Consider the following 19904-nt stretch of genomic DNA (forward strand, 5'->3'; position numbering starts at 1 on the left):
TAAGGTGTCGTATTAATGGATTTCCGTGAACTGATTGAACTTGAGCGCAAACCCTTCAGGGAGCGCGTCGAACTGAAATATAGCGCCTGGCAGAAAGAGGTCGAAAAGGGCCTGATGATAGGGCGTGAGGGTTCGGGGCCGGTCGATGCGAGGATGCAGTATAAGGATCTGCGCGACGAGACTTTTCGCGACGTACTGGTATTTGGATCGAACAGCTATCTTGGCATGGCTAACCATCCCTATGTCAAAGCGAAGGTGATTGACGCAGTTGAGAAATATGGCATCGGCACCGGGGGATCGCCCGCTTTTTCAGGCTACACCCGACAGCATAAGGCGCTGGAAAAACGCCTGGCCGCGCTGGCCGGGCATCAGGATGCCGTACTGCTACCCAGCGGCTATATGGCCAACCTCTGCTGGGTGAACGGGCTGATGAATCGTAACGATATCATCATCTATGACCAGAACAGCCACGCCAGCGTGGTGAATGCCATCAGGATGACCGGCGTGCCTTTCTTCACCTTCGATCCGGAACGTCTTGATGAATTTGAAGCGCTGCTGCCGAAAATTCGTGAGCGATCCAAACCGGGTGCGCAGATCTTCTCTACCGTCGAGGGCGTTCGCTCCACGGACGGTTCGATCATCGATCTTAAGCGCTACATCGGGATCTGTCGCAAAAACGACATCATCACCATCCTCGATGACGCGCACGGCCTGGGTACGCTGGGAGACGCCGGCAAGGGTACGCTTGAGCATCTCGATCTGCTGGGTCAGGTCGACCTGCGGATGTCTACCTGCAGTAAGTCGCTCGGCGCGCAGGGCGCCTTTGTGTCCGGCAGCAATGAGTACATCTTTATGCTGCGTAACTTCTCCTATCCCTATCTGTTTACCTCGGGTCTGGCACAGCCGACCGTGGCGGCCATTTCTGCCGCGCTGGATGTGATGGAAAACGAGCCTGAACGCATGGCGCGCCTGCATGAGAATGTCCGCTATATGCAGGATCGGCTGGAATCAAACGGCTTCAATATCATTCGCGGCGAAGCCGGGATTATCCCCATTTTCTTCAGTAAAAGCGGCGTGGCCGGGAATATCAATCGTCTGATTTATGAGCGAGGCCTGTTCGCCAACATCATGGAATACCCGATGGTTCCGCCCGATAAAGAGCGGCTGAGGCTGTCGCTGATGTCCTCCCATACGCGGGAAGAGATAGACCAGGCGGTAGAGATCATCCTTGATGCCGCACGCGAATTCGATGCGATTTAAACACTGATAAAGAGGGATTGAAATGCGCAGTCAGCAGGAGCTTTTGGCCGTAGTGCTCGACATCATCAACGAGATTATGAAGACCGGCTTTACGCCCGAAACGGTGGATATGGCGTCATTCCTCGGCGGTGAGCTGGGGGTGAACTCGGTGGAGATGCTCGAAGCCTGGTACGGCATCGAGAAGCAGCTAAACATCAGAGTCAATGATGGCGAGAAGCGGGATATCTACACGCTGGGCGACCTGATTCGGGTTATTCAACAGCACCTGCCTGCGGAGGCGCAAGCCTCTGCATTCGGGTCCTGAGCCACAGGCTAGTGACGGAATAACCAGGCAGCGCCTGGTTATTATTCTGGGAAAAGGTAATAGGCGACTCATGTCTTCTTCAATTTGGGTATTTCCCGGTCAGGGATCGCAGCATAAAGGGATGGGAAAGGCGCTGTTCGATCGTTTTCCCACGCGGGTCGACGAAGCCGACAGCGTGCTCGGCTTTTCGCTGCGCGAGCTCTGCCTTGATGACCCGCAGGGCGTGCTGAACGAAACCGCATTCACCCAGCCCGCGCTCTTTGCAGTTTCCGCGCTTGGGTTTCTGGCAAAGCGCGAAGCGGGCCTGATGTTGCCTGACGCCTACGCGGGCCACAGCCTGGGTGAGTTTGCCGCGCTGTTCGCCGCCGGGGCCTTTGACTTTGCTACCGGCGTGGCGCTGGTGAAGGCGCGCGGCGCGCTGATGTCAGCGGCACCGCGCGGCGCAATGGCGGCGATCCTCGGCATCGATCGGCAGCAGGTGGCTGAACTGCTGGCCTCCTCATCCTTTTCCGGCATTGATATCGCCAACGTAAACTGCGCACAGCAGACGGTGATTTCTGGCCTGTACGACGATATCGCTGGCTGTGAGGCGCTGTTCACCGGGGCCGGGGCGCGCTTTGTGAAGCTGAACGTCAGCGCCGCGTTTCACTCGCGCTATATGCGCGATATCGAAGCGCAGTTCAGCGAGGCGGCCTCGGGCTTTACCTTTCATCCGCTCACGGCGCGCGTGATTTCCAACTACACGTCCCTCCCCTATCCGCAGACTGATTATCTGCCGCTGCTGACGCGGCAGATAAGCCAGCCGGTGCGCTGGTACGAGAGTCTTTCGCGCCTGCTGGCGCAGGGTGACGTCGAGCAGAGCGAGATCGGTCCGGGTCAGGTACTGACCCAGCTGTTCGCAAAAATCAAAGCGCAGCCGATGGTACTGCCAGCGGGTACAGCAGCACCGAATGCGCGGTCGACGCAGTCAGCGGGCGCAGCAGCGCCGGGTGCGCAGTCGACGCAGCCAGCGGGCGCAGCAGCACCGAATGCCCAGTCGACGCAGCCAGCGGCAGCGGATGCCAACGCCGTGCCGGGCAGGCCACGCCTGGTGTTTATGTATAGCGGGCAGGGATCGCAGTATTACGGCATGGGCCTGGAACTTTATCAGCAAAACAGCGCGTTCCGCAGCGCCATGGAGAGGTGTGATGCCCGGTTTCGCCAGCATACCGGCAGCAGCCTGCTGGCACCGCTCTATGACGAGGCCCGGCGGCGAAATCCACTCTCTGATGTGATGCTCTCCCATGCGGCGCTGTTCAGCCTCGGTTTCAGTCTGACCAGCCTGCTTCAGGCCGAAGGGATCGAACCTGACGACGTGCTGGGCTACAGCCTGGGCGAATACGTCGCGGCGACCGTGGCCGGGGTACTCAGCCTTGAGGATGCGATGAATATGGTGGTGTGCCAGGCGAGCCTGCTGAAAGAGCACGCGCAGGACGGCGGCATGCTAAGCGTCCTCAGCCCCGTGACGCACTTCCACCAGCACCCCGAAATTTATCAGGGAAGTGAGCTGGCCAGCATTAACTTCCAGAAAAACTTTGTGGTTAGCGGCGAGCGGGCAAGCCTGCTGGCGGTAAAACAGCGCCTGAGCCAGCAGGGGATCGTCTCGCTGCTGCTGCCGGTTGAACACGCCTTTCACTCGTCGGGCGTTGATGCCATTGAGCAGGCGTTCTGCGCCTTTGCACACACGCTGACCTGCCACCCGGCCCGACTGCCGGTTTACTCGGCCATGCAGGGGACGTCCGTTGAGCGCTGGGACAGCAACCGGTTCTGGCGGGTGGTACGGGAACCGGCTGATTTCTATGGCTTAGTCAACGGGATGCCCGGACGGGAGAATACCTGTTTCATCGATCTTGGCCCGGCGGGCACCCTGTCGACCTTTCTTAAATATGGCTTTGCCGACCGTCTTCAGCACCGCGCGGCGATCAACCAGTTCGGCAGAAACGTTGAAACGGTTTCTGCCCTGGTGAACAGCGTTAAAAGCCTGTCGGGCTGGTCAGAGAGGGAGCAAGGCGCATGACTTTCGAGCAGAATCCATCCTTCGGACAGAATACGTCCTGTTCCTCCACAACAATGCCGCTGCTGACGATGCCGGTGTCGCCTGCGCTGCGGGCGTCGCTGAGCGCACTGGCGCATCCTGAACCTATGGCGCTGGACGCCCTGCTGATCGCCGCCTGGGGCCTGCTGTTGAGCAAGTATAGCGGCGAGGATGAGGTGATCCTGGGCTATCCCGCTGCCGGTACGGCGGGGACCAGCCCGCTGCGCCTGCGTCCGGAGGCAAACCGTCCGCTGGCCGAATGGCTACAGGAGATTGACGCGCAGCTGCGTCCTTATCCGCCGCGACGTGCCAGCAGCGCCGATGGGCTGCCGGACCGTGCCGACGGGGTCCAGGAGCCGATGCGTTACGCCTCGCGGGTCAGCATCGGGAACGGAAGCCGCGCCGAAGCACTGTACGGCCAGCCTCCGGTACCTCACGACATCGCCAGCACTGCGCCACTGCATAACGATCCGCTACCAGCACCCCACGGCATCGCCAGCACTGCGCCACTCCACCTTACCCTGCATACCGGGGCGTCAATGTCGCTGACGCTGCGCTATGACCGGGAGGCGTTCAGCGAAGACGGGGCGCGCATGCTTCTCGAGCGTGTGCAGCAGCTCCTCGCCAACATGGTGCAGGACGCCGGGCAACGGGTCGGCGAGCTGTCGCTGCTGAACGCGGCAGAAACGGCGCGGGCGATCCATGACTGGAACGCAACCGGGCTGGATATCGCGCGGGATTGCTCGCTGTATACGCTATTTGCGGCACAGGCCGCGGCCCGCAACGAGGCGACGGCGCTGGTGGCGGGCGATCTCCGTCTCAGCTATCGCCAGCTTGCCGACCGTGCCGGGCAGATTGCAGCAGGGCTTAGCCGCGTCGGCGTGGTCAGGGGCGAGCGCGTGGCCCTGAGCATGGAGAAAACGCCGGAGCTGATCGCCGCAATGCTGGGGATAATCAAACTCGGCGCGGCCTATGTGCCGGTAGGACTGGACGCGCCTGCCGAACGGCGGGCGTTTATTCTGCGTGATGCGCAGGTCAACTGGACGCTGACGCGCCGCGCCGACCGGGCACATTTTGCCGCTGATGACGCCCACACCCTGCTGTTTGTCGATGACTACGCCGAAGAGACGCAGGAAGAAATCGCGGTGAACACGCGGGACGCCGTTGATGCGCACACCCCGGCCTATATCATCTATACCTCAGGTACCACGGGCACCCCGAAGGGCGTGGAGATCACCCACCGCAACCTGATTAACTTCTGCGCCTGGTGCGACAGCACCGGCATTTTCACCGCCGGAGAGGCGATCACCCAGTTCGCGCCCTACACCTTTGATGCGTCAGCGGGCGAAATTTTCGGCACCCTGACGCGCGGCTGCGAGCTGCATCTGCTGTCGAATGCGCTGATCCATAATCCGCCGGATCTGATGGCGTACATGGTCGCCAACGCTATTCGTTTTTCTGCCTTTCCTCCCTCCTATCTGCGTCAGCTGGATCCGGCCCGCGTGCCGCAGGGCATGACCATCCTGACCGCCGGTTCGGCCCCCACCGCCGAGCTGATCGCACAGTGGAGCGGGTGCTGCCGCTATATCAACGGCTATGGCCCGACCGAAACCACAATTATGTCCTCGGCGTGGATGCAGGGCTTTGAGCAGGGCGGGGATAACCGCCTGAGCATAGGCCGCCCGATTGCCAATACCCGCCTCTATATTGTCGACAGCATGGGCCAGCTCTGCCCGCCGGGCCTCACCGGTGAGATTTGGATCGGCGGCGAAGGCGTTTCACCGGGCTACATCAATCGCCCGGCGCTGACCGCAGAACTGTTTATTGCCGATCCCTGGATAAGCGGCGGAAAGGTCTACCGCACCGGCGATACCGGCCGCTGGCTGGACGATGGCCGCATTGAATTCATCGGGCGACGTGACCACCAGATCAAGCTGCGCGGGTTCCGCGTGGAGCCGGGTGAAATCGAGTCGCAGATTGCCGCGCTTGCAACGGTCAGTGAGGCCGCGGTGTTGGCCCTTCCGGCCGCAGACGGGGAGATGCGCCTGGTGGCCTGGGTTGTGCCGGCGTCAGCCGACGGAGAGCCTCCGGTCGCCCGCTGGCGCGAGGAGCTGGCGACCCGGCTGCCGGACTATATGATCCCGGCGGCGTTTGTCCTGATGCCCGCGCTGCCGCTGACCGCCAACGGCAAGATTGACCGTAAAGCCCTGCCCGCGCCGGGAGAGAACGACCGGGAACGCCAGGACTATCAGGCGCCCGGAGCCGGTATCGAATCGACCCTGGCGGATCTGTGGCAGTCGCTGCTCGGCATCCGCCAGGTGGGACGGCAGGATCACTTTTTCAGGCTGGGCGGCCATTCGCTGCTGGCGATGCAGCTCTCCGCCCGGCTGCGTGAGCAGAACCTGCATACCGACGTGCAAACGGTGTTTGCTTACCCGGTGCTGGCGGACCTGGCCGGACGTATCCGTCAGCAGGAGGCGGTGCCGTTGGGTGATGTCCTGCCGCCTGAGCTGATTACTCCCTCAACGACGGTGATCACCCCCGATCTGCTGCCGCTTATCGATCTCACTCAGCGGCAGATTGACCTGATTGTGGCCCGGACCCCGGGCGGCGTGGCCAGCATTCAGGACATCTATGCGCTGACGCCGCTACAGGAGGGCATTCTGTTCCATCACCTGCTGAATGAGCAGGGCGACCCCTATCTCCAGGTGGGCCATCTCTCATTTACCCGGCGGGATACCCTGGAGCGCTATCTGGCGGCGATCCAGCGGGTGATTGACCGACATGACATCCTGCGCAGCGCTTTTATCTGGGAGGGGCTGGAAACGCCCGCGCAGGTGGTGCTGCGCAGCGCACGGCTGCACGTCACCGAGCTGAGCGCGGTTGCCGATACCCCCGCCGTGGCGCAGCTCAGGTCCCTCATCGATCCGCTGGAAAACCGCATCGACCTGTCACGGCCCCCGCTGCTGCACGTCGCGGTGGCTTACGACCCGACAGAGGCCCGCTGGGAGATGCTGCTCTCCATCCACCATCTGGTGGATGACATCTTTTCACTGCAAATTCTGCTCGCCGATATTCAGGTATTTCTTCACGGCCAGGGCGACGCACTGCCGCCCGCCCGGCAGTTCCGTCAGCAGGTCGCCAGGCTGCGGCTGCACGATGATGCCCGGCGTCAGCAGCTGTTTTTTGCGCAGCTGCTGGCGGATATTGATGAACCGACGATGCCGTTTGATCTGCAAAGCGGCCATGCTGACGGGCAGCGGCTGGTTGAGTTCAGCCGCGCGCTTGAGGCCCCCCTGGCTGCGCGTTTGCGCGAACGGGCGCGGCATCTGGGCGTAAGCGTCAGCAGCCTGTGCCATCTGGGCTGGGCCAGGGTTCTGGCGGCCGCCAGCAACCGCGACAGCGTGGTTTTCGGAACCCTTCTCTCCGGCCGTATGCAGCTGGCGGACGGCGAGCTGATTATGGGTCCGTGCATTAATACGCTGCCGCTGCGGCTCGACCTGGGCGGCGTGGACGCCGTTAGCGCCGTCCATCAAACCCATGCACGCCTGACCGGGCTGATGGATCATGAGCAGACGCCCCTGTCGCTTGCCCAGCAGGCCAGCGGTATCGCGGCCCCCACGCCGCTGTTCAGCGCCCTTTTCAACTATCGCCACAACCGTCCCACAGAGACCAGCGTGACCGGCACTCTCGAGCAGGGAGGTGCAATCTGGCACGGTTTTACCGAAGGCACGCACTACCCGCTGACTCTCTCCGTCGATGACGCGGGCAATGGGTTTACCGTTAACGTGCAGGCGGTCGGCACCCTCTGCCCAGAGCGCATTTTTGGCTATTACCGACAGAGCCTGCTCAGCCTGGCAGCGGCGCTGGAAGCCGGGGGCATTGCCCCGCCTGCGGCAGCATCCTGCCACACGCCAGTGTGCGGACTGAACATTCTGCCGCCGGAGGAGCGTCAGCGGCTGCTGGAAACCTGGAATGATACGGCCGCGCCCTTCCCGACGGATGCCACCGTCCACCAGCTGTTTGAGCGGCAGGCCGCGCGCCAGCCCCAGGCTCTCGCCCTGCAAATGGGGGCGTGCCGGATCAGCTACGATGAACTTAACCAGCGGGCGAACCGGCTGGCGCACTACCTGATATCGCTGGGGGTCACGCCGGATACGCGTATTGCGGTCTGCACCGGGCGCAGTGAATCAATGCTGGTCGCACTGCTGGCGGTGCTCAAGTCGGGCGGGGCCTACGTGCCGCTCGACCCGGAATATCCCCCCGCGCGGCTGGCCTGGATCCTTGAGGATGCCGCGCCCGCCGTACTGATGGTCGATGCACGCGGGCGCGAGCTTCTCGCGACGGCGCAGACGGCGCAGACGGCGAGCGTCAGGCTGGTCGACCTGGCACAGGATGGCGATCGCTGGTCTACGCTGCCCGTCACCTGCCCGGAAGTGCAGACGCTGAACGCCCGCCATCTGGCCTATGTGATCTACACCTCCGGCTCGACCGGCAGGCCAAAAGGGGTGATGGTGGAGCATCGCCAGGTGGTGAATTTCCTCACCGCCATGCAGACGCTGTTTACCCTGACGCCCGCGGATCGGCTGCTTGCCGTCACCAGCATCTCCTTTGATATTGCCGCGCTGGAACTCTACCTGCCGCTGATGACCGGCGCAGCCGTTGTGCTGGCCAGCCGCGAACAGGGGATGGACCCCTGGGCGCTGCATCATCTGCTGACCACCGCCGACATCACCCTTATGCAGGCCACGCCGACCACCTGGCGTGCGCTGCTGGATACCCGCGCCGCCCCCTGCCCGCAGCTGAAAATTCTCTGCGGCGGCGAGGCGCTGCCGAGCGATCTCGCCACGCGCCTTTATGCCTGGGGGGCGTCGCTGTGGAACCTCTACGGGCCGACGGAAACCGCCATCTGGTCAACCTGTAATCGCGTAAAGGCAGAGGATGTGGCGCTGTTCAGCCAGCCGATTGGTCATCCGATCGCCAACACCCAGGTTTATCTCCTGGACGCGCACGGCGAGCCGGTGCCAGCCGGGGCGGTGGGCGAGCTGTATATCGGCGGCGAGGGCGTGACGCGCGGCTATCATCAGCGCCCCGATCTGACGGCGGAGCGGTTTATCCCCAATCCCTTTGCCACCGGCGCGTCACTCTATCGCACCGGCGACTTCGCAAAATTTATGCCGGATGGCCGACTGGTCTACCTGGGCCGCGCCGACCACCAGTTGAAGCTGCGCGGGCATCGCATTGAACTGGGGGAGATCGAAGCCCGCCTGCTCAGCTACCCTGGCGTACGTGACGCCGTGGTGGTAACCCAACCCGATACCGGCGGCCAGCCGCAGCTGGTGGCCTATACGGTGCTGGCCCAGGCCGACGGAGATCGGGTGCCGTTCAGCCGCCTGGCGCTACGCCACTGGCTACAGGCGGCGCTGCCGGACTATATGGTGCCGGCGGCCTTCGTGACGCTCGACGCCCTGCCGCTGACCCCCAACGGCAAGACGGATCGCAGCGCATTGCCGCTACCGGATGATACCGCCTTTGCCCGACGCGCGTACGAGCCACCGCAGGGCGCGATGGAAACCACCCTGGCCGCCATCTGGGAAACGCTGCTCGGCGTGGAGCAGGTGGGACGGCAGGATCACTTTTTTGAACTCGGCGGCTATTCGCTGCTGGCCGTGCGGCTGCTCGAACAGCTGCGCCAGCGCGGGCTGAGCATCGAGATACGCACGCTTTTCGATACCCCGGTTCTGGCCGACCTCGCGGCCCGAACCGTTGAGCTGACGGAGACGCGCTTATGAAGACCCTGATCCCAGCATTTTTGACCCGCGAGCGTACTCGCTTCCTAACGTTGCATGATGAGAGCAGAAATAACCCCATGAATATTAAAAGGAATAAACAGGCATGAGCGATTTCGACCAGTTACTGCTTGCGCTTGAGGAAGCTAAGATCTCGATTTCGCTGGACGGCGACGATCTGGTTATCACGGCGGCGAAAGGTGCCCTGACCAGCGAGATAAAAAGCGCCCTGCGCGAGCATAAGCCGACGTTTATTGATGCGCTGCGCAACGGCAAACGGCTGTCCAATGCCTTTGAGGTGGTGGTACCGGCCAACAAGATAACCCCGGATACCCAGGCGATCGTCCCCGGTATGCTGCCGCTGATCGACTTTACCCAGTCTGATATCGACTACGTCGTTGACCAGGTGCGCGGCGGTGTGAGCAATATTCAGGATATCTATTCGCTGGCCCCGCTTCAGGAGGGGATCCTCTTCCACCATATGCTGGCCAGCAAGGGCGACCCCTACCTGCAAACCGGCAGGATGACCTTTGACAGCCGTGAAAAGGTCGACAGCTATCTGGCCGCCGTGCAGAAGGTTATCGATCGCCACGATATCCTGCGCACCGGCTTTTACTGGGAAGGCGTCTCCACCCCCTGCCAGGTGGTACAGCGGCAGGCGAGCCTGCACGTCCACGAGGTCGAACTGAACCCCGCCGACGGCCCGGCTGCCGAACAGCTTGCCAGCCGCTTTGACCCGCAGCACTACCGTCTGGATCTCGCCAGGCCGCCGCTGCTGCATGCGTTTGTTGCCTGGGACGAGCGTCAGGGCTGCTGGGAGATGTACCGTCTGCTGCATCATCTCATTGACGACATCTCCTCAGTGCTGATCCTCTCCGCTGAAATTCACACCTTCCTGGCGGGACGGGGGGCGATGCTGCCCGAACCGCAGCCCTTCCGCCGCCTGATCGCTCAGGTGCGCCTGGGCAAGACGCCGGAAGAGCATGAGCGCTATTTCCGCAGCACGCTGTCCGATATTGAAGAGCCCACCGCGCCCTACGGCCTGGTCAATATGCTCGACGATTCCGCCATTATCGAGGTCACGCGTAAGGTGCCGCAGCGCCTGAACGACCGCCTGCGCGCTCAGGCCCGCCAGCTTGGCGTCAGTCTTGGCAGCATTTGCCATCTCGCCTGGGGCCAGGTGCTGGCCTGTATCAGCGGGCAGGACGCGGTGGTTTTCGGCACCATCCTGTTTGGCCGCATGCACGCCGGGAAAGGGGCCGACCAGATTATGGGGCCGTTTATCAATACCCTGCCGCTGCGCCTGGATATGTCGGGTGCCAGCGTCGAGGAGAGCGTGCGCACCACCCACAAGCGCCTGGCGGAACTGCTCAGCCATGAACATGCCTCGCTGGCGCTGGCGCTGCGCTGTAGCGGTATTTCTGGTGCCACCCCGCTGTTCAATACGCTGCTTAACTACCGCCATAACCGCGAATCTGAGAGCACCGCGCTGGACTTCGCCTCGCCGGGCGCGGATCAGTGGGATGGCTTTGAGGAGCGCACCACCTATCCGATTACCCTGTCGGTGGACGATTATGGCGATGGTTTGGGCCTGAACGTGCAGGTGGTGGAGTCGCTCGACCCCGAGCGCCTGTTCGCCTATATGCAGCAGACCCTTGAGAGTATCGCCAGGGCGCTGGATGATGCGCCGCATACGCCAATTCAGCAGATCGCCATTCTGCCTGACGCCGAGCGTAAGCAGCTGCTAAACGAATGGAATAATACCGCCCGGCCTTATCCGCAGGTGACATACACCCATCAGATGTTCGAGGCGCAGGTCAGGCTGACGCCGACCGCCACGGCGGTACGCTGTGAAGACCAGCAGCTCACCTATGCCGAACTGGACGCGCGGGCGAATCAGCTGGCGCACTATCTCCACCAGCAGGGGGTGAGGCCGGACGATCGCGTCGCGCTCTGCCTCGATCGCAGCGTTGAAATGGTGATTGGCCTGCTGGGCATTCTGAAAGCGGGGGGCGCTTATGTTCCGCTCGATCCGGACTATCCGGTCGATCGCCTCGCCTGGATCCTGGAAGATGCGCAGCCGAAGCTGCTGCTGCTCGACAATCGCGGCCGCGATGCTACGGCAGCGCTCAACACCCGCAATATCGCCACCTTCAGTCTGGATGCCGCGCAGCTGGCCGGGTCATCCCTGCCCGCTTCACCGCTGCCACCGGAGGCGGTGGGACTGACCGCGCGAAACCTGGCCTATGTGATCTACACCTCCGGCTCAACCGGTAAGCCAAAAGGGGTGGAGAACGAACATCGCGGGCTGATCAACCGACTGCAATGGATGCAGGAGGCCTATCAGCTCGACGATCGCGATGCGGTATTGCAAAAAACCACCTTCAGCTTTGACGTTTCGGTATGGGAGTTTTTCTGGCCGCTCTCGGCAGGTGCAACGCTGGTGATGGCACCGCCGGGCGCGCATCGGGACACTCAGGCGCTGGCGCAGGTGATTCAGGCGAACCGTATCACCACCCTCCACTTTGTCCCCTCGATGCTGAACCTGTTTTTACACAGCGGGGATGCCGCCGCCTGCGGTTCCCTGCGTCAGATTATGTGCAGCGGTGAAGCGCTGAGCACCGCCAGCGTGCAGCTCTGTCACAGCGTACTGCCGGACACGCAGCTGCATAATCTCTATGGCCCTACCGAGGCGGCCATCGACGTCACCGCCTGGACCTGCCCGCGGGATATGCCTTCGTCTGCCAGCGTGCCAATCGGTCGCCCCATCGCCAACCTGCGCATCTATCTGCTCGACGGACACCAGCGTCCGGTGCCGCAGGGGGCAACGGGTGAGCTGTATATAGGCGGCGTCGGGGTGGCGCGGGGTTATCTCAACCGCCCTGACCTGACCGCAGAACGCTTCCTGCGGGATCCCTTCTCGCCGCAGGCTGACGCGCGGATGTACCGCACCGGCGACCTGGCGCGCTATAGGGCCGATGGCGATATCGAGTACCTGGGGCGCAACGACAATCAGGTCAAAATTCGTGGGTTCCGCATCGAGCTGGGCGAGATTGACGCCGCGCTGCTGAATCAGCCCGGTGTTCGTGAAACGGTGGTCGTGGCCCGCGATGATGTGCAGGGCCAGCTGCGTCTGGTGGCCTATGTGGTGCCGGAAGTAGAGGGCGAAGCCGGGGAGCTCGACACGCCGGTGCGCATCGCCCGGTGGCGTACCGCCCTTGCCGCGCAGCTGCCGGACTATATGGTGCCTGCGGCGTTCGTCCTGCTGGACGCGCTGCCGCTGACCGCCAACGGCAAGCTGGATCGCAAGGCGCTACCGCTGCCGGATGATGCCTCATTCAGCCGCCGCACCTTTGAAGCCCCCGAAGGCGACGTCGAAATTGCCATGGCTGAGCTGTGGCAGACGCTGCTGGGCGTTGAGCGCGTAGGCCGTCATGACAATTTCTTCGAGCTGGGCGGCCACTCGCTGCTGGCGGTGCAGCTGATGGAGCTGCTGCGCCAGCGCGATTTAAGTACCGAGATCCGCGCCCTGTTCGAGAGTCCAACGCTGGCCGAGCTTTCTGCCCGCACCATTGAACTCGATGAGATGAGACTATGAGTCATCTGGATCCACTCTTAACCGCCCTCGACGAGGCCAGCATCGCGCTGAGCCTCGAGGGTGAGTCACTGGTTATCAAAGCCCCGAAGGGGGCTTTAACCCCGGCGATCAAAGATGCGCTGCGGGAGCACAAGGCGGCGCTGGTCGCCCTGCTGCGCGAGGGGAAACCGCTCTCCACGCGGGCGGGGGGCCAGGGTTCCGGCGTCCCGGCTAACCGCATCACGGCGGAGATGACCCGGCTTACCCCGGAGAAGCTGCCGCTGATTGATCTTACCCAGCAGGATATTGACCATCTGCTTGCCCAGGTGCCGGGCGGTCTGGCCAACGTGCAGGATATCTACGCGCTGACGCCGCTCCAGGAAGGCATCCTCTTTCTGCACCAGATGAACGAGACGGGCGACCCCTATTTGCAGTTCGCCAAAGTGTCGCTGACCGACCGTGCCGTGCTGACGCACTACGTCGGGGCCGTTCAGCGGACCGTGGAGCGGCACGACATTCTGCGCACGGCGTTTTTCTGGACGGGACTGTCCACGCCCGCGCAGGTCGTTCTGCGCCAGGCGAGGGTGCGGGTCACCGAAGTGCTGCTCGATCCTGCCGACGGGCCGATTATGGATCAGCTGGTCAGTCGGTACGATCCGTCGCACTTCCGGGTCGATCTCACCCAGGCCCCGCTGCTGAATCTCTTTACCGCGCAGGATCCGCAGACCGGCCGCTTTGAAATGCTGATGATGCAGCACCATCTGATCGATGACATCACCTCGATGCAGATCATGATCCAGGAGATCGCCGCCTTTATGCTGGGCCGGGGCGGCCTGCTTCCGCCGCCGCAGCCGTTTCGCCGTTTAATTGCTAAGGTGCGCAGCAGCGCCTCTGATGCAGAGCAGACGCGTTTTTTCACCGAGATGCTGGGCGATATCGACGCTCCAACCCTGCCTTTTGGCCTGGCCAGCGCCGGAGTGGATCACGCCAGCGTGGTCGCGCAGCGTGAGGACGTTGACCCGGCGGTGGTTGCGCGCCTGCGCACGCACGCACGCCGTCTTGGCGTCAGTATGGGCAGCATCTGCCACCTCGCCTGGGGACAGGTGATGGCGCGGTCAGCCGACAGCGACAGCGTGGTGTTTGGCACCGTGCTGCTGGGGCGGTTGCAGGCGGGCGAAGGCGCCGATCAGATTATGGGGCCGTTTATTAATACGCTGCCCATTCGCCTTGATCTGGGGGATATCCCGGTTGAGGAGAGCGTACGCATAACGCACCGCCGTCTGGCCGCCCTGCTTAACCATGAGCATGCGTCCCTCGGCCTGGCGCAGCGATGCAGCGGGATTGCACCGCCCACGCCGCTGTTCACGACGCTGTTTAACTATCGTCACAACCGCCAGCGGGAGAGTGAAAACGCGACGCCCGCCGGTGAGCGCGATGCGGTCGAGTGGAAAGGCTTTGAGGAGCGCACCGATTATCCGCTGACGGTATCCGTCGATGATTTTGGCGAGCTGCTGCGTCTGGAGGTGCTTGCCGCGGCACCGCTTCCGGCAGCGCGCCTGGCGGGCTATCTTCAGCAGGCGCTGAGCAGCCTGGCCGATGCGCTGGATAGCGCCCCCGCCCAACCGATGCACGCGATGAACATCGTGCCTGCCCGCGAGCGTCGCAGGCTGCTGGTCGGGTGGAATCAGACGGCCAGGCCCTGGCCTGCGAATGAGACGGTCCACCAGCTGTTCGCGCAGCAGGTGGCGCGCACGCCAGACGCCCCTGCGGTTTTCGAAGGCGAGATCGCGCTAAGCTATCGCCAGCTGGATCGGCAGGCTAACCTCCTGGCACAGGCGATCGTCGCGCAGGGCGTGGTGCCGGGCGACTTCGTGGCGATCCTGCTACCGCGCAGCCGGGCGCTGCTGGCAGCGTTGCTGGCGGTCCTGAAAGCGGGGGCCACCTGTGCCCCGCTGGACCCCCAGGCGCCGGGCGAGCGCCTGCGCTGGATGGCGGAAGACTGCGCCGCCCGACTGCTGATTACTGACGCGCAGCAGGAAAAGGTGGAGGCGATTGCCCTGCCGGTTCTCTACGCCGACGGCCCGGAAGTGGCCCGCGCCAGCGATGCGCCGCCGGTTGCGGCGTGTTCCGCGACGGCCCCGGCCTGTATAATGTATACCTCCGGCTCTACCGGCCTGCCGAAAGGCGTGCTGGTGCCACATCGCGCCATCGCACGGCTGGCGATCAATAACGGCTTTGCCGATTTTGGACCAGGCGATCGCATGGCGCTGGCCGCTAACCCGGCCTTCGACGCGAGTACGCTGGAGGTCTGGGCACCCCTGCTCAACGGCGGCAGCTGCGTGGTGATCGACAGCGATACGCTGCTCTCGCCCCCCGCGCTGGTTCGCACGCTGAAGCAGCACCGCGTGAATCAGATGTGGCTGACCGTGGGCCTGTTTAACCAGATTTGGCGCGATCTGGCCCCGGTGATGCCACAGCTGGAGAATCTCTTTGTCGGCGGCGACGCGCTGGATCCGGGCATCATCGCTCAGGTGCTGCGCGGGGCGAGACCCGCCCGGCTGATTAATGGTTATGGTCCGACCGAAACGACCACCTTTGCCACCACCTTTCCCGTTCAGCAGGCGACAGCCGGTGCCGCCAGCATTCCCATCGGGCGTCCGATCGGCAACACCCGCGTCTACGTGCTGGACAGCCATCGCCATCCCGTGCCGCTGGGCGCGGTCGGTGAGCTGTATATTGGCGGCGACGGCGTCGCGCTGGGGTATCTGCATCAGGAGGCGCTGACCGCCGAGCGCTTCATCGCCGATCCCTTTGTCGCCGACCGCCAGGCGCGGCTCTACCGCACCGGCGATCTGGTGCGCTATCAGGAGGACGGCAACCTGCTGTTTATCGGGCGTAACGACCAGCAGGTCAAACTGCGGGGCTTTCGCATTGAGCTGGGTGAGATAGAGGCGCAGCTGGCTGACCACCCCGACGTGGAGAAAGCGCTGGTGCTGGCGGTGGATCATCACGGCAGCAAGCGTCTTATCGCCTGGGTGGTTGCGCCGGAGCGGTCGGATGCGGAAGCCGGGTTACAGGCCTGGCTTGCCGAACGTGTGCCTGATTATATGGTGCCTGCGCGTATCCTGACCCTGGATCGGTTCCCGTTGACCGCCAACGGTAAAGTCGACCGCAAAGCGCTGCCCGCCGCTGACATTCGCGACAGAATACAGCGTGCGCCGCGCAACGAGCGCGAAGAGGTGCTCTGCGCGCTGTTTGCCGAACTGCTTGAGCAGCCGCAGATTGGGATTGATGATGATTTCTTTGCGCTGGGCGGCCACTCTATTCTCGCCACCGGCCTGATTGGTCGTATTCGCGCCAGGCTCGGCGTGGAGCTGTCGGTACGGGTGCTGTTTGAGCACCCGACGGTGGCGCGCCTTGCCGGGCAGCTCAACGCCCAGGCTCAGGTTCGTCCGCCGGTGCGTCGGCTGGATCCGCGTCCCGATCCGCTCCCGGCCTCCTATGGCCAGCAGCTGATGTGGGTCGGGCAAAATACCCGTGGCGATAACGCGTCGCTGAATACGCCGATTGTTGTCGCGCTGGAGGGCGAGCTGGATCTGCCTGCGCTCAGGGCCGCGCTCGGTGACCTGGTGGAGCGTCATGAAACGCTGCGCACCCGCTTTGCGGCGGTGCAGGGCCAGCCGGTGCAGCTCGTCGTCCCCTTTACCGACATCAGTCTCACCATTCCCTGTACCGACGTTGCGCCAGAGCAGGCAAAACAGGCGGTGTTTGACGCCATCACTTCGGTGTTTGATCTGGCGGTGGATTTGCCGTTCCGCCCTTCCGTGCTGCGCCTTGGGCCGCAGTCCCATATTCTGGTACTGCTGCACCACCATATTGCCTGCGACGCCTTTTCACTGGCACCGCTGACGCGGGATCTCACCCTCGCCTATCAGGCGCGGCTGGCCGGTAAGGCACCGGCATTCCCGCCGCTTCCCGTACAGTATGCCGACTATGCGGTCTGGCAGCGCAGGCTGCTTGGCGATCCCGATGATGCCGCCAGCCTCTTTTCGCAGCAGCTGACCTGGTGGAAGCATACCCTTAACGGCCTGCCCGCCACGCTGAATTTACCGCTGGATCACCCCCGCCCGGACAAACCGAGCTATCGCGGCAACATGCTGCCGCTGTCGGTTACCCCGGCGCTGCATCAGCGTCTGGCCGGGCTGGCGCGCGAGCGTAATATGACGCTGTCGATGGTATTGCAGGCCGCGCTGGGCATCTGGTACAGCCTGCTGGGCGCGGGCGACGATATCCCGCTGGGCGCGATTTCAGCCGGACGCAGCGATGAAGCGCTTAACGATCTGGTGGGCTGCTTCCTGACCCAGTGGGTGATGCGCGTCGATACCTCGGGTGACCCGCAGGTCAACGAGGTGCTTGATCGGGTGCGCACCCAGGCACTGACCGCGTATGACTACCAGGATATTCCCTACCTGAAACTGGTCAGCGAGCTGCTGCCCGTGCGCTCACCGTCGCATTATCCACTCTTCCAGACCATGCTGATCCTCCAGAATACGCCGCCGGCCCTGTTCAATGTGCCCGGACTGAAGGCCAGCGTGCTGCCTGCGCACAGCGGTAACGCCAAGTGGGATATCTACTACACGCTGTTTGAAAACCTCTCCCCGACGGGTGAGGCGCTCGGCATGGAGGGGATTATGGAGTACGCAACCGACCTCTTCACCCGTGAGACGGCGGAGCGCATGGCGGCCGGTTTTCTTGCCACGCTTGCCGCCGTCGCCGACGCCCCATTCAGCCCCCTTTCACGGCTGGCGGTCGCGGGCCGCGCGACGCCCCTTTCTTCGACGGCAGCGGGTCAGACACCGGTTTTATCCCCCTTCAATCAACAGGTAAGTGAACATGACTGAGCAATCACCGGCTGCGGCGGAGGATATCAATGCCATCCCGCTGGCGCAGCTTAACCCGGCGCGCAGGGATCGTTTCGCCAGTGATACCGTGCTGCCGGTTTTCGCGCGTTTACGCCGCGAAGATCCGGTGCATTTCACCGCCGAAAGTGAATTCGGGCCTTACTGGTCGCTGACGCTGTGGGACGACATTCGGGCGGTGGGCACCAACCACCGCGACTTTACGTCCACGCATAATATCGATCTCAAATCGCTTGAAGAGAAGCACAAGCTTGATGCCGCGCTAAAAGCGCTGGGCCATGAGCGGCGAAAAAGCATCGGCTTTATCACCATGGATCCGCCGGAGCATACCCGGCATCGCAAGGCGGTGGCACCCGGCATGGGGCCTTCAATGCTGGCGACCATGGAACCGCTGCTGCGCGAGCGGGCGGGCGGCATCCTGGATGCGCTGCCGGTCGGCGAGCCTTTTGACTGGGTGGATCGGGTTTCCAAGGAGCTGACGGCAACGGCGCTGGCGACGCTGTTCGATTTCCCGTTTGAGGATCGCCGCAAATTAACGTTCTGGTCAGATATGCTGATGGCCGAGCCGGGGCACGGCCCGGTTAAGAGCTGGGAGCACAAGGCCGAAGAGACCATTAAGTGCTATCACGCCTTTGAGGCGCTGTGGGAGCAGCGCCGTCATGCGCCGCCCGGGAATGACCTGATCTCGATGCTCGCCCATCACCCGGAGACGCGCGACATGTCGCTGGAGCAGTTTCGCGGCACCCTTGTTCTGCTGATTATCGGCGGTAACGACACCACGCGAAACACCCTCTCCGCCAGCCTGTACTGGCTGAACAAGTATCCCCAGGAGCTGGCGAAGCTGAGGGCCAATCCCAGGCTGATGCTGCCGATGATTTCGGAAACCCTGCGTTTTCAGACGCCGATTTCGTTTATGAGCCGCGTGGCAACGCGGGATGTAGAGATACGCGGCAAAACGATCCGCGAGGGTGACCGCGTGGTGATGTGGTATCTGTCCGGCAACCGCGACGCCTCGGCCATTGACGATCCCGATACCTTTTGTATTGACCGGGAGCGGATTCGCCGACATCTCTCCTTTGGCGTGGGGGTACACGCCTGCGTCGGCAGCCGGGTTGCCGAGATGCAGCTAACGGTTATCTGGCAGGAGATCCTCAGGCGCTTCAGGCGTATTGAGGTCCTGAGCGAGCCTGCGCGTAACTACTCCAACTTTCTGCACGGCTTTGAGAGTCTGCCGGTAATTATCCATGAATAAGCCTGAAAGTGACCCTCTAAACCCGGCCGCAGAGGTGACGATCACCACCATCAAGGTGAGTCGTGACCCCTTTATTAATAACAGCTATATGGTGCTGGATCCGCGCACGGGAAAGGCATTACTGATTGATCCGGCGTGGGAAATGGCGGCCTATGAACGGGCGATGGAGGCGGCCAGCGCAGAGCTTGCGGGGATCCTGATCACCCATGCCCATCCCGATCATACCGATCTGGCCGCACCGCTGGCCGAACGGTATCGCTGCCCGGTGTGGATCTCACATCAGGAAGCGGAGTCGTCGGGATTCCGCGTTCCCACTATGCGCACTTTCGGAGAGTGCGCCTGGGAAGTGGGGGGCATCCCGATCCGCCCCATTATCACGCCGGGCCATACGCCCGGCAGCACCTGCTACTGGATCGGTCAGGCGCTTTTTACCGGCGATACGCTGTTTATCGAGGGGTGTGGCCTGTGCCCCGATCGCGCCGCCGCAGAGAGCATGTATTCGAGCCTGGAGCGACTTAAGACGCTCCTGCCCGGCGGGGTACGCATTTACCCCGGGCACAGCTACGTGCAGCCACCGGGTTTGACCTTTGAAAAGATGTTTGATTTTAACCTCTATTTATCGTTTAGCAGCGCGGAGGTGTTTGCCAACTTTCGCCTGCGCCCGGGACAGTCAAAGGCGGGCTGGATGGCCTTTTCATAGCAGGGGGCGGGCAACAAACAGTGCGCAGC

Annotated in this window: 8 protein-coding genes; all 8 read left to right on the top strand. The window is 62.9% G+C overall.

The features are described 5' to 3' along the window. The first annotated feature begins 15 nt into the window (after nucleotides 1-15). Nucleotides 16-1260 (top strand): aminotransferase class I/II-fold pyridoxal phosphate-dependent enzyme, encoded by a 1245-nt coding sequence (locus AC4PCC_RS19995; RefSeq protein WP_492125682.1) that lies wholly within the window; start codon nucleotides 16-18, stop codon nucleotides 1258-1260. 22 nt (nucleotides 1261-1282) lie between these two features. Then, nucleotides 1283-1564 carry an acyl carrier protein gene (locus tag AC4PCC_RS20000; RefSeq protein WP_492125683.1) on the top strand — a complete coding sequence of 94 codons (282 nt, stop codon included), beginning with the start codon at nucleotides 1283-1285 and terminating at the stop codon, nucleotides 1562-1564. 70 nt (nucleotides 1565-1634) lie between these two features. Continuing rightward, nucleotides 1635-3620, top strand: a complete 1986-nt coding sequence (gene fabD / locus AC4PCC_RS20005) for an ACP S-malonyltransferase (RefSeq protein WP_492125684.1) — start codon at nucleotides 1635-1637, stop codon at nucleotides 3618-3620. Then, a complete protein-coding gene (locus AC4PCC_RS20010) occupies nucleotides 3617-9430 on the top strand; it encodes an amino acid adenylation domain-containing protein (RefSeq protein WP_492125685.1) in 5814 nt (1937 codons plus the stop codon). Before fabD ends, AC4PCC_RS20010 begins: the two co-directional genes overlap by 4 nt. 103 nt (nucleotides 9431-9533) lie before the next feature. Beyond that, complete coding sequence (solG, locus tag AC4PCC_RS20015; protein WP_492125686.1) at nucleotides 9534-13025, top strand: solanimycin non-ribosomal peptide synthetase SolG; 3492 nt, start codon at nucleotides 9534-9536, stop codon at nucleotides 13023-13025. Beyond that, on the top strand, nucleotides 13022-17905 hold the full coding sequence (locus AC4PCC_RS20020; RefSeq protein ID WP_492125687.1) for an amino acid adenylation domain-containing protein: 4884 nt from the start codon (nucleotides 13022-13024) through the stop codon (nucleotides 17903-17905). Before solG ends, AC4PCC_RS20020 begins: the two co-directional genes overlap by 4 nt. Next, on the top strand, nucleotides 17898-19175 hold the full coding sequence (solI, locus tag AC4PCC_RS20025; protein ID WP_067710175.1) for a solanimycin biosynthesis cytochrome P450 SolI: 1278 nt from the start codon (nucleotides 17898-17900) through the stop codon (nucleotides 19173-19175). The genes AC4PCC_RS20020 and solI overlap by 8 nt, the downstream gene beginning before the upstream one ends. Next, nucleotides 19168-19875, top strand: coding sequence for a solanimycin biosynthesis MBL-fold hydrolase SolJ (solJ, locus tag AC4PCC_RS20030; protein WP_492125688.1), 708 nt, complete (start codon nucleotides 19168-19170; stop codon nucleotides 19873-19875). Before solI ends, solJ begins: the two co-directional genes overlap by 8 nt. Nucleotides 19876-19904 lie beyond the last annotated feature (29 nt).

It is taken from the genome of Erwinia sp. L03-1, assembly GCF_058686115.1.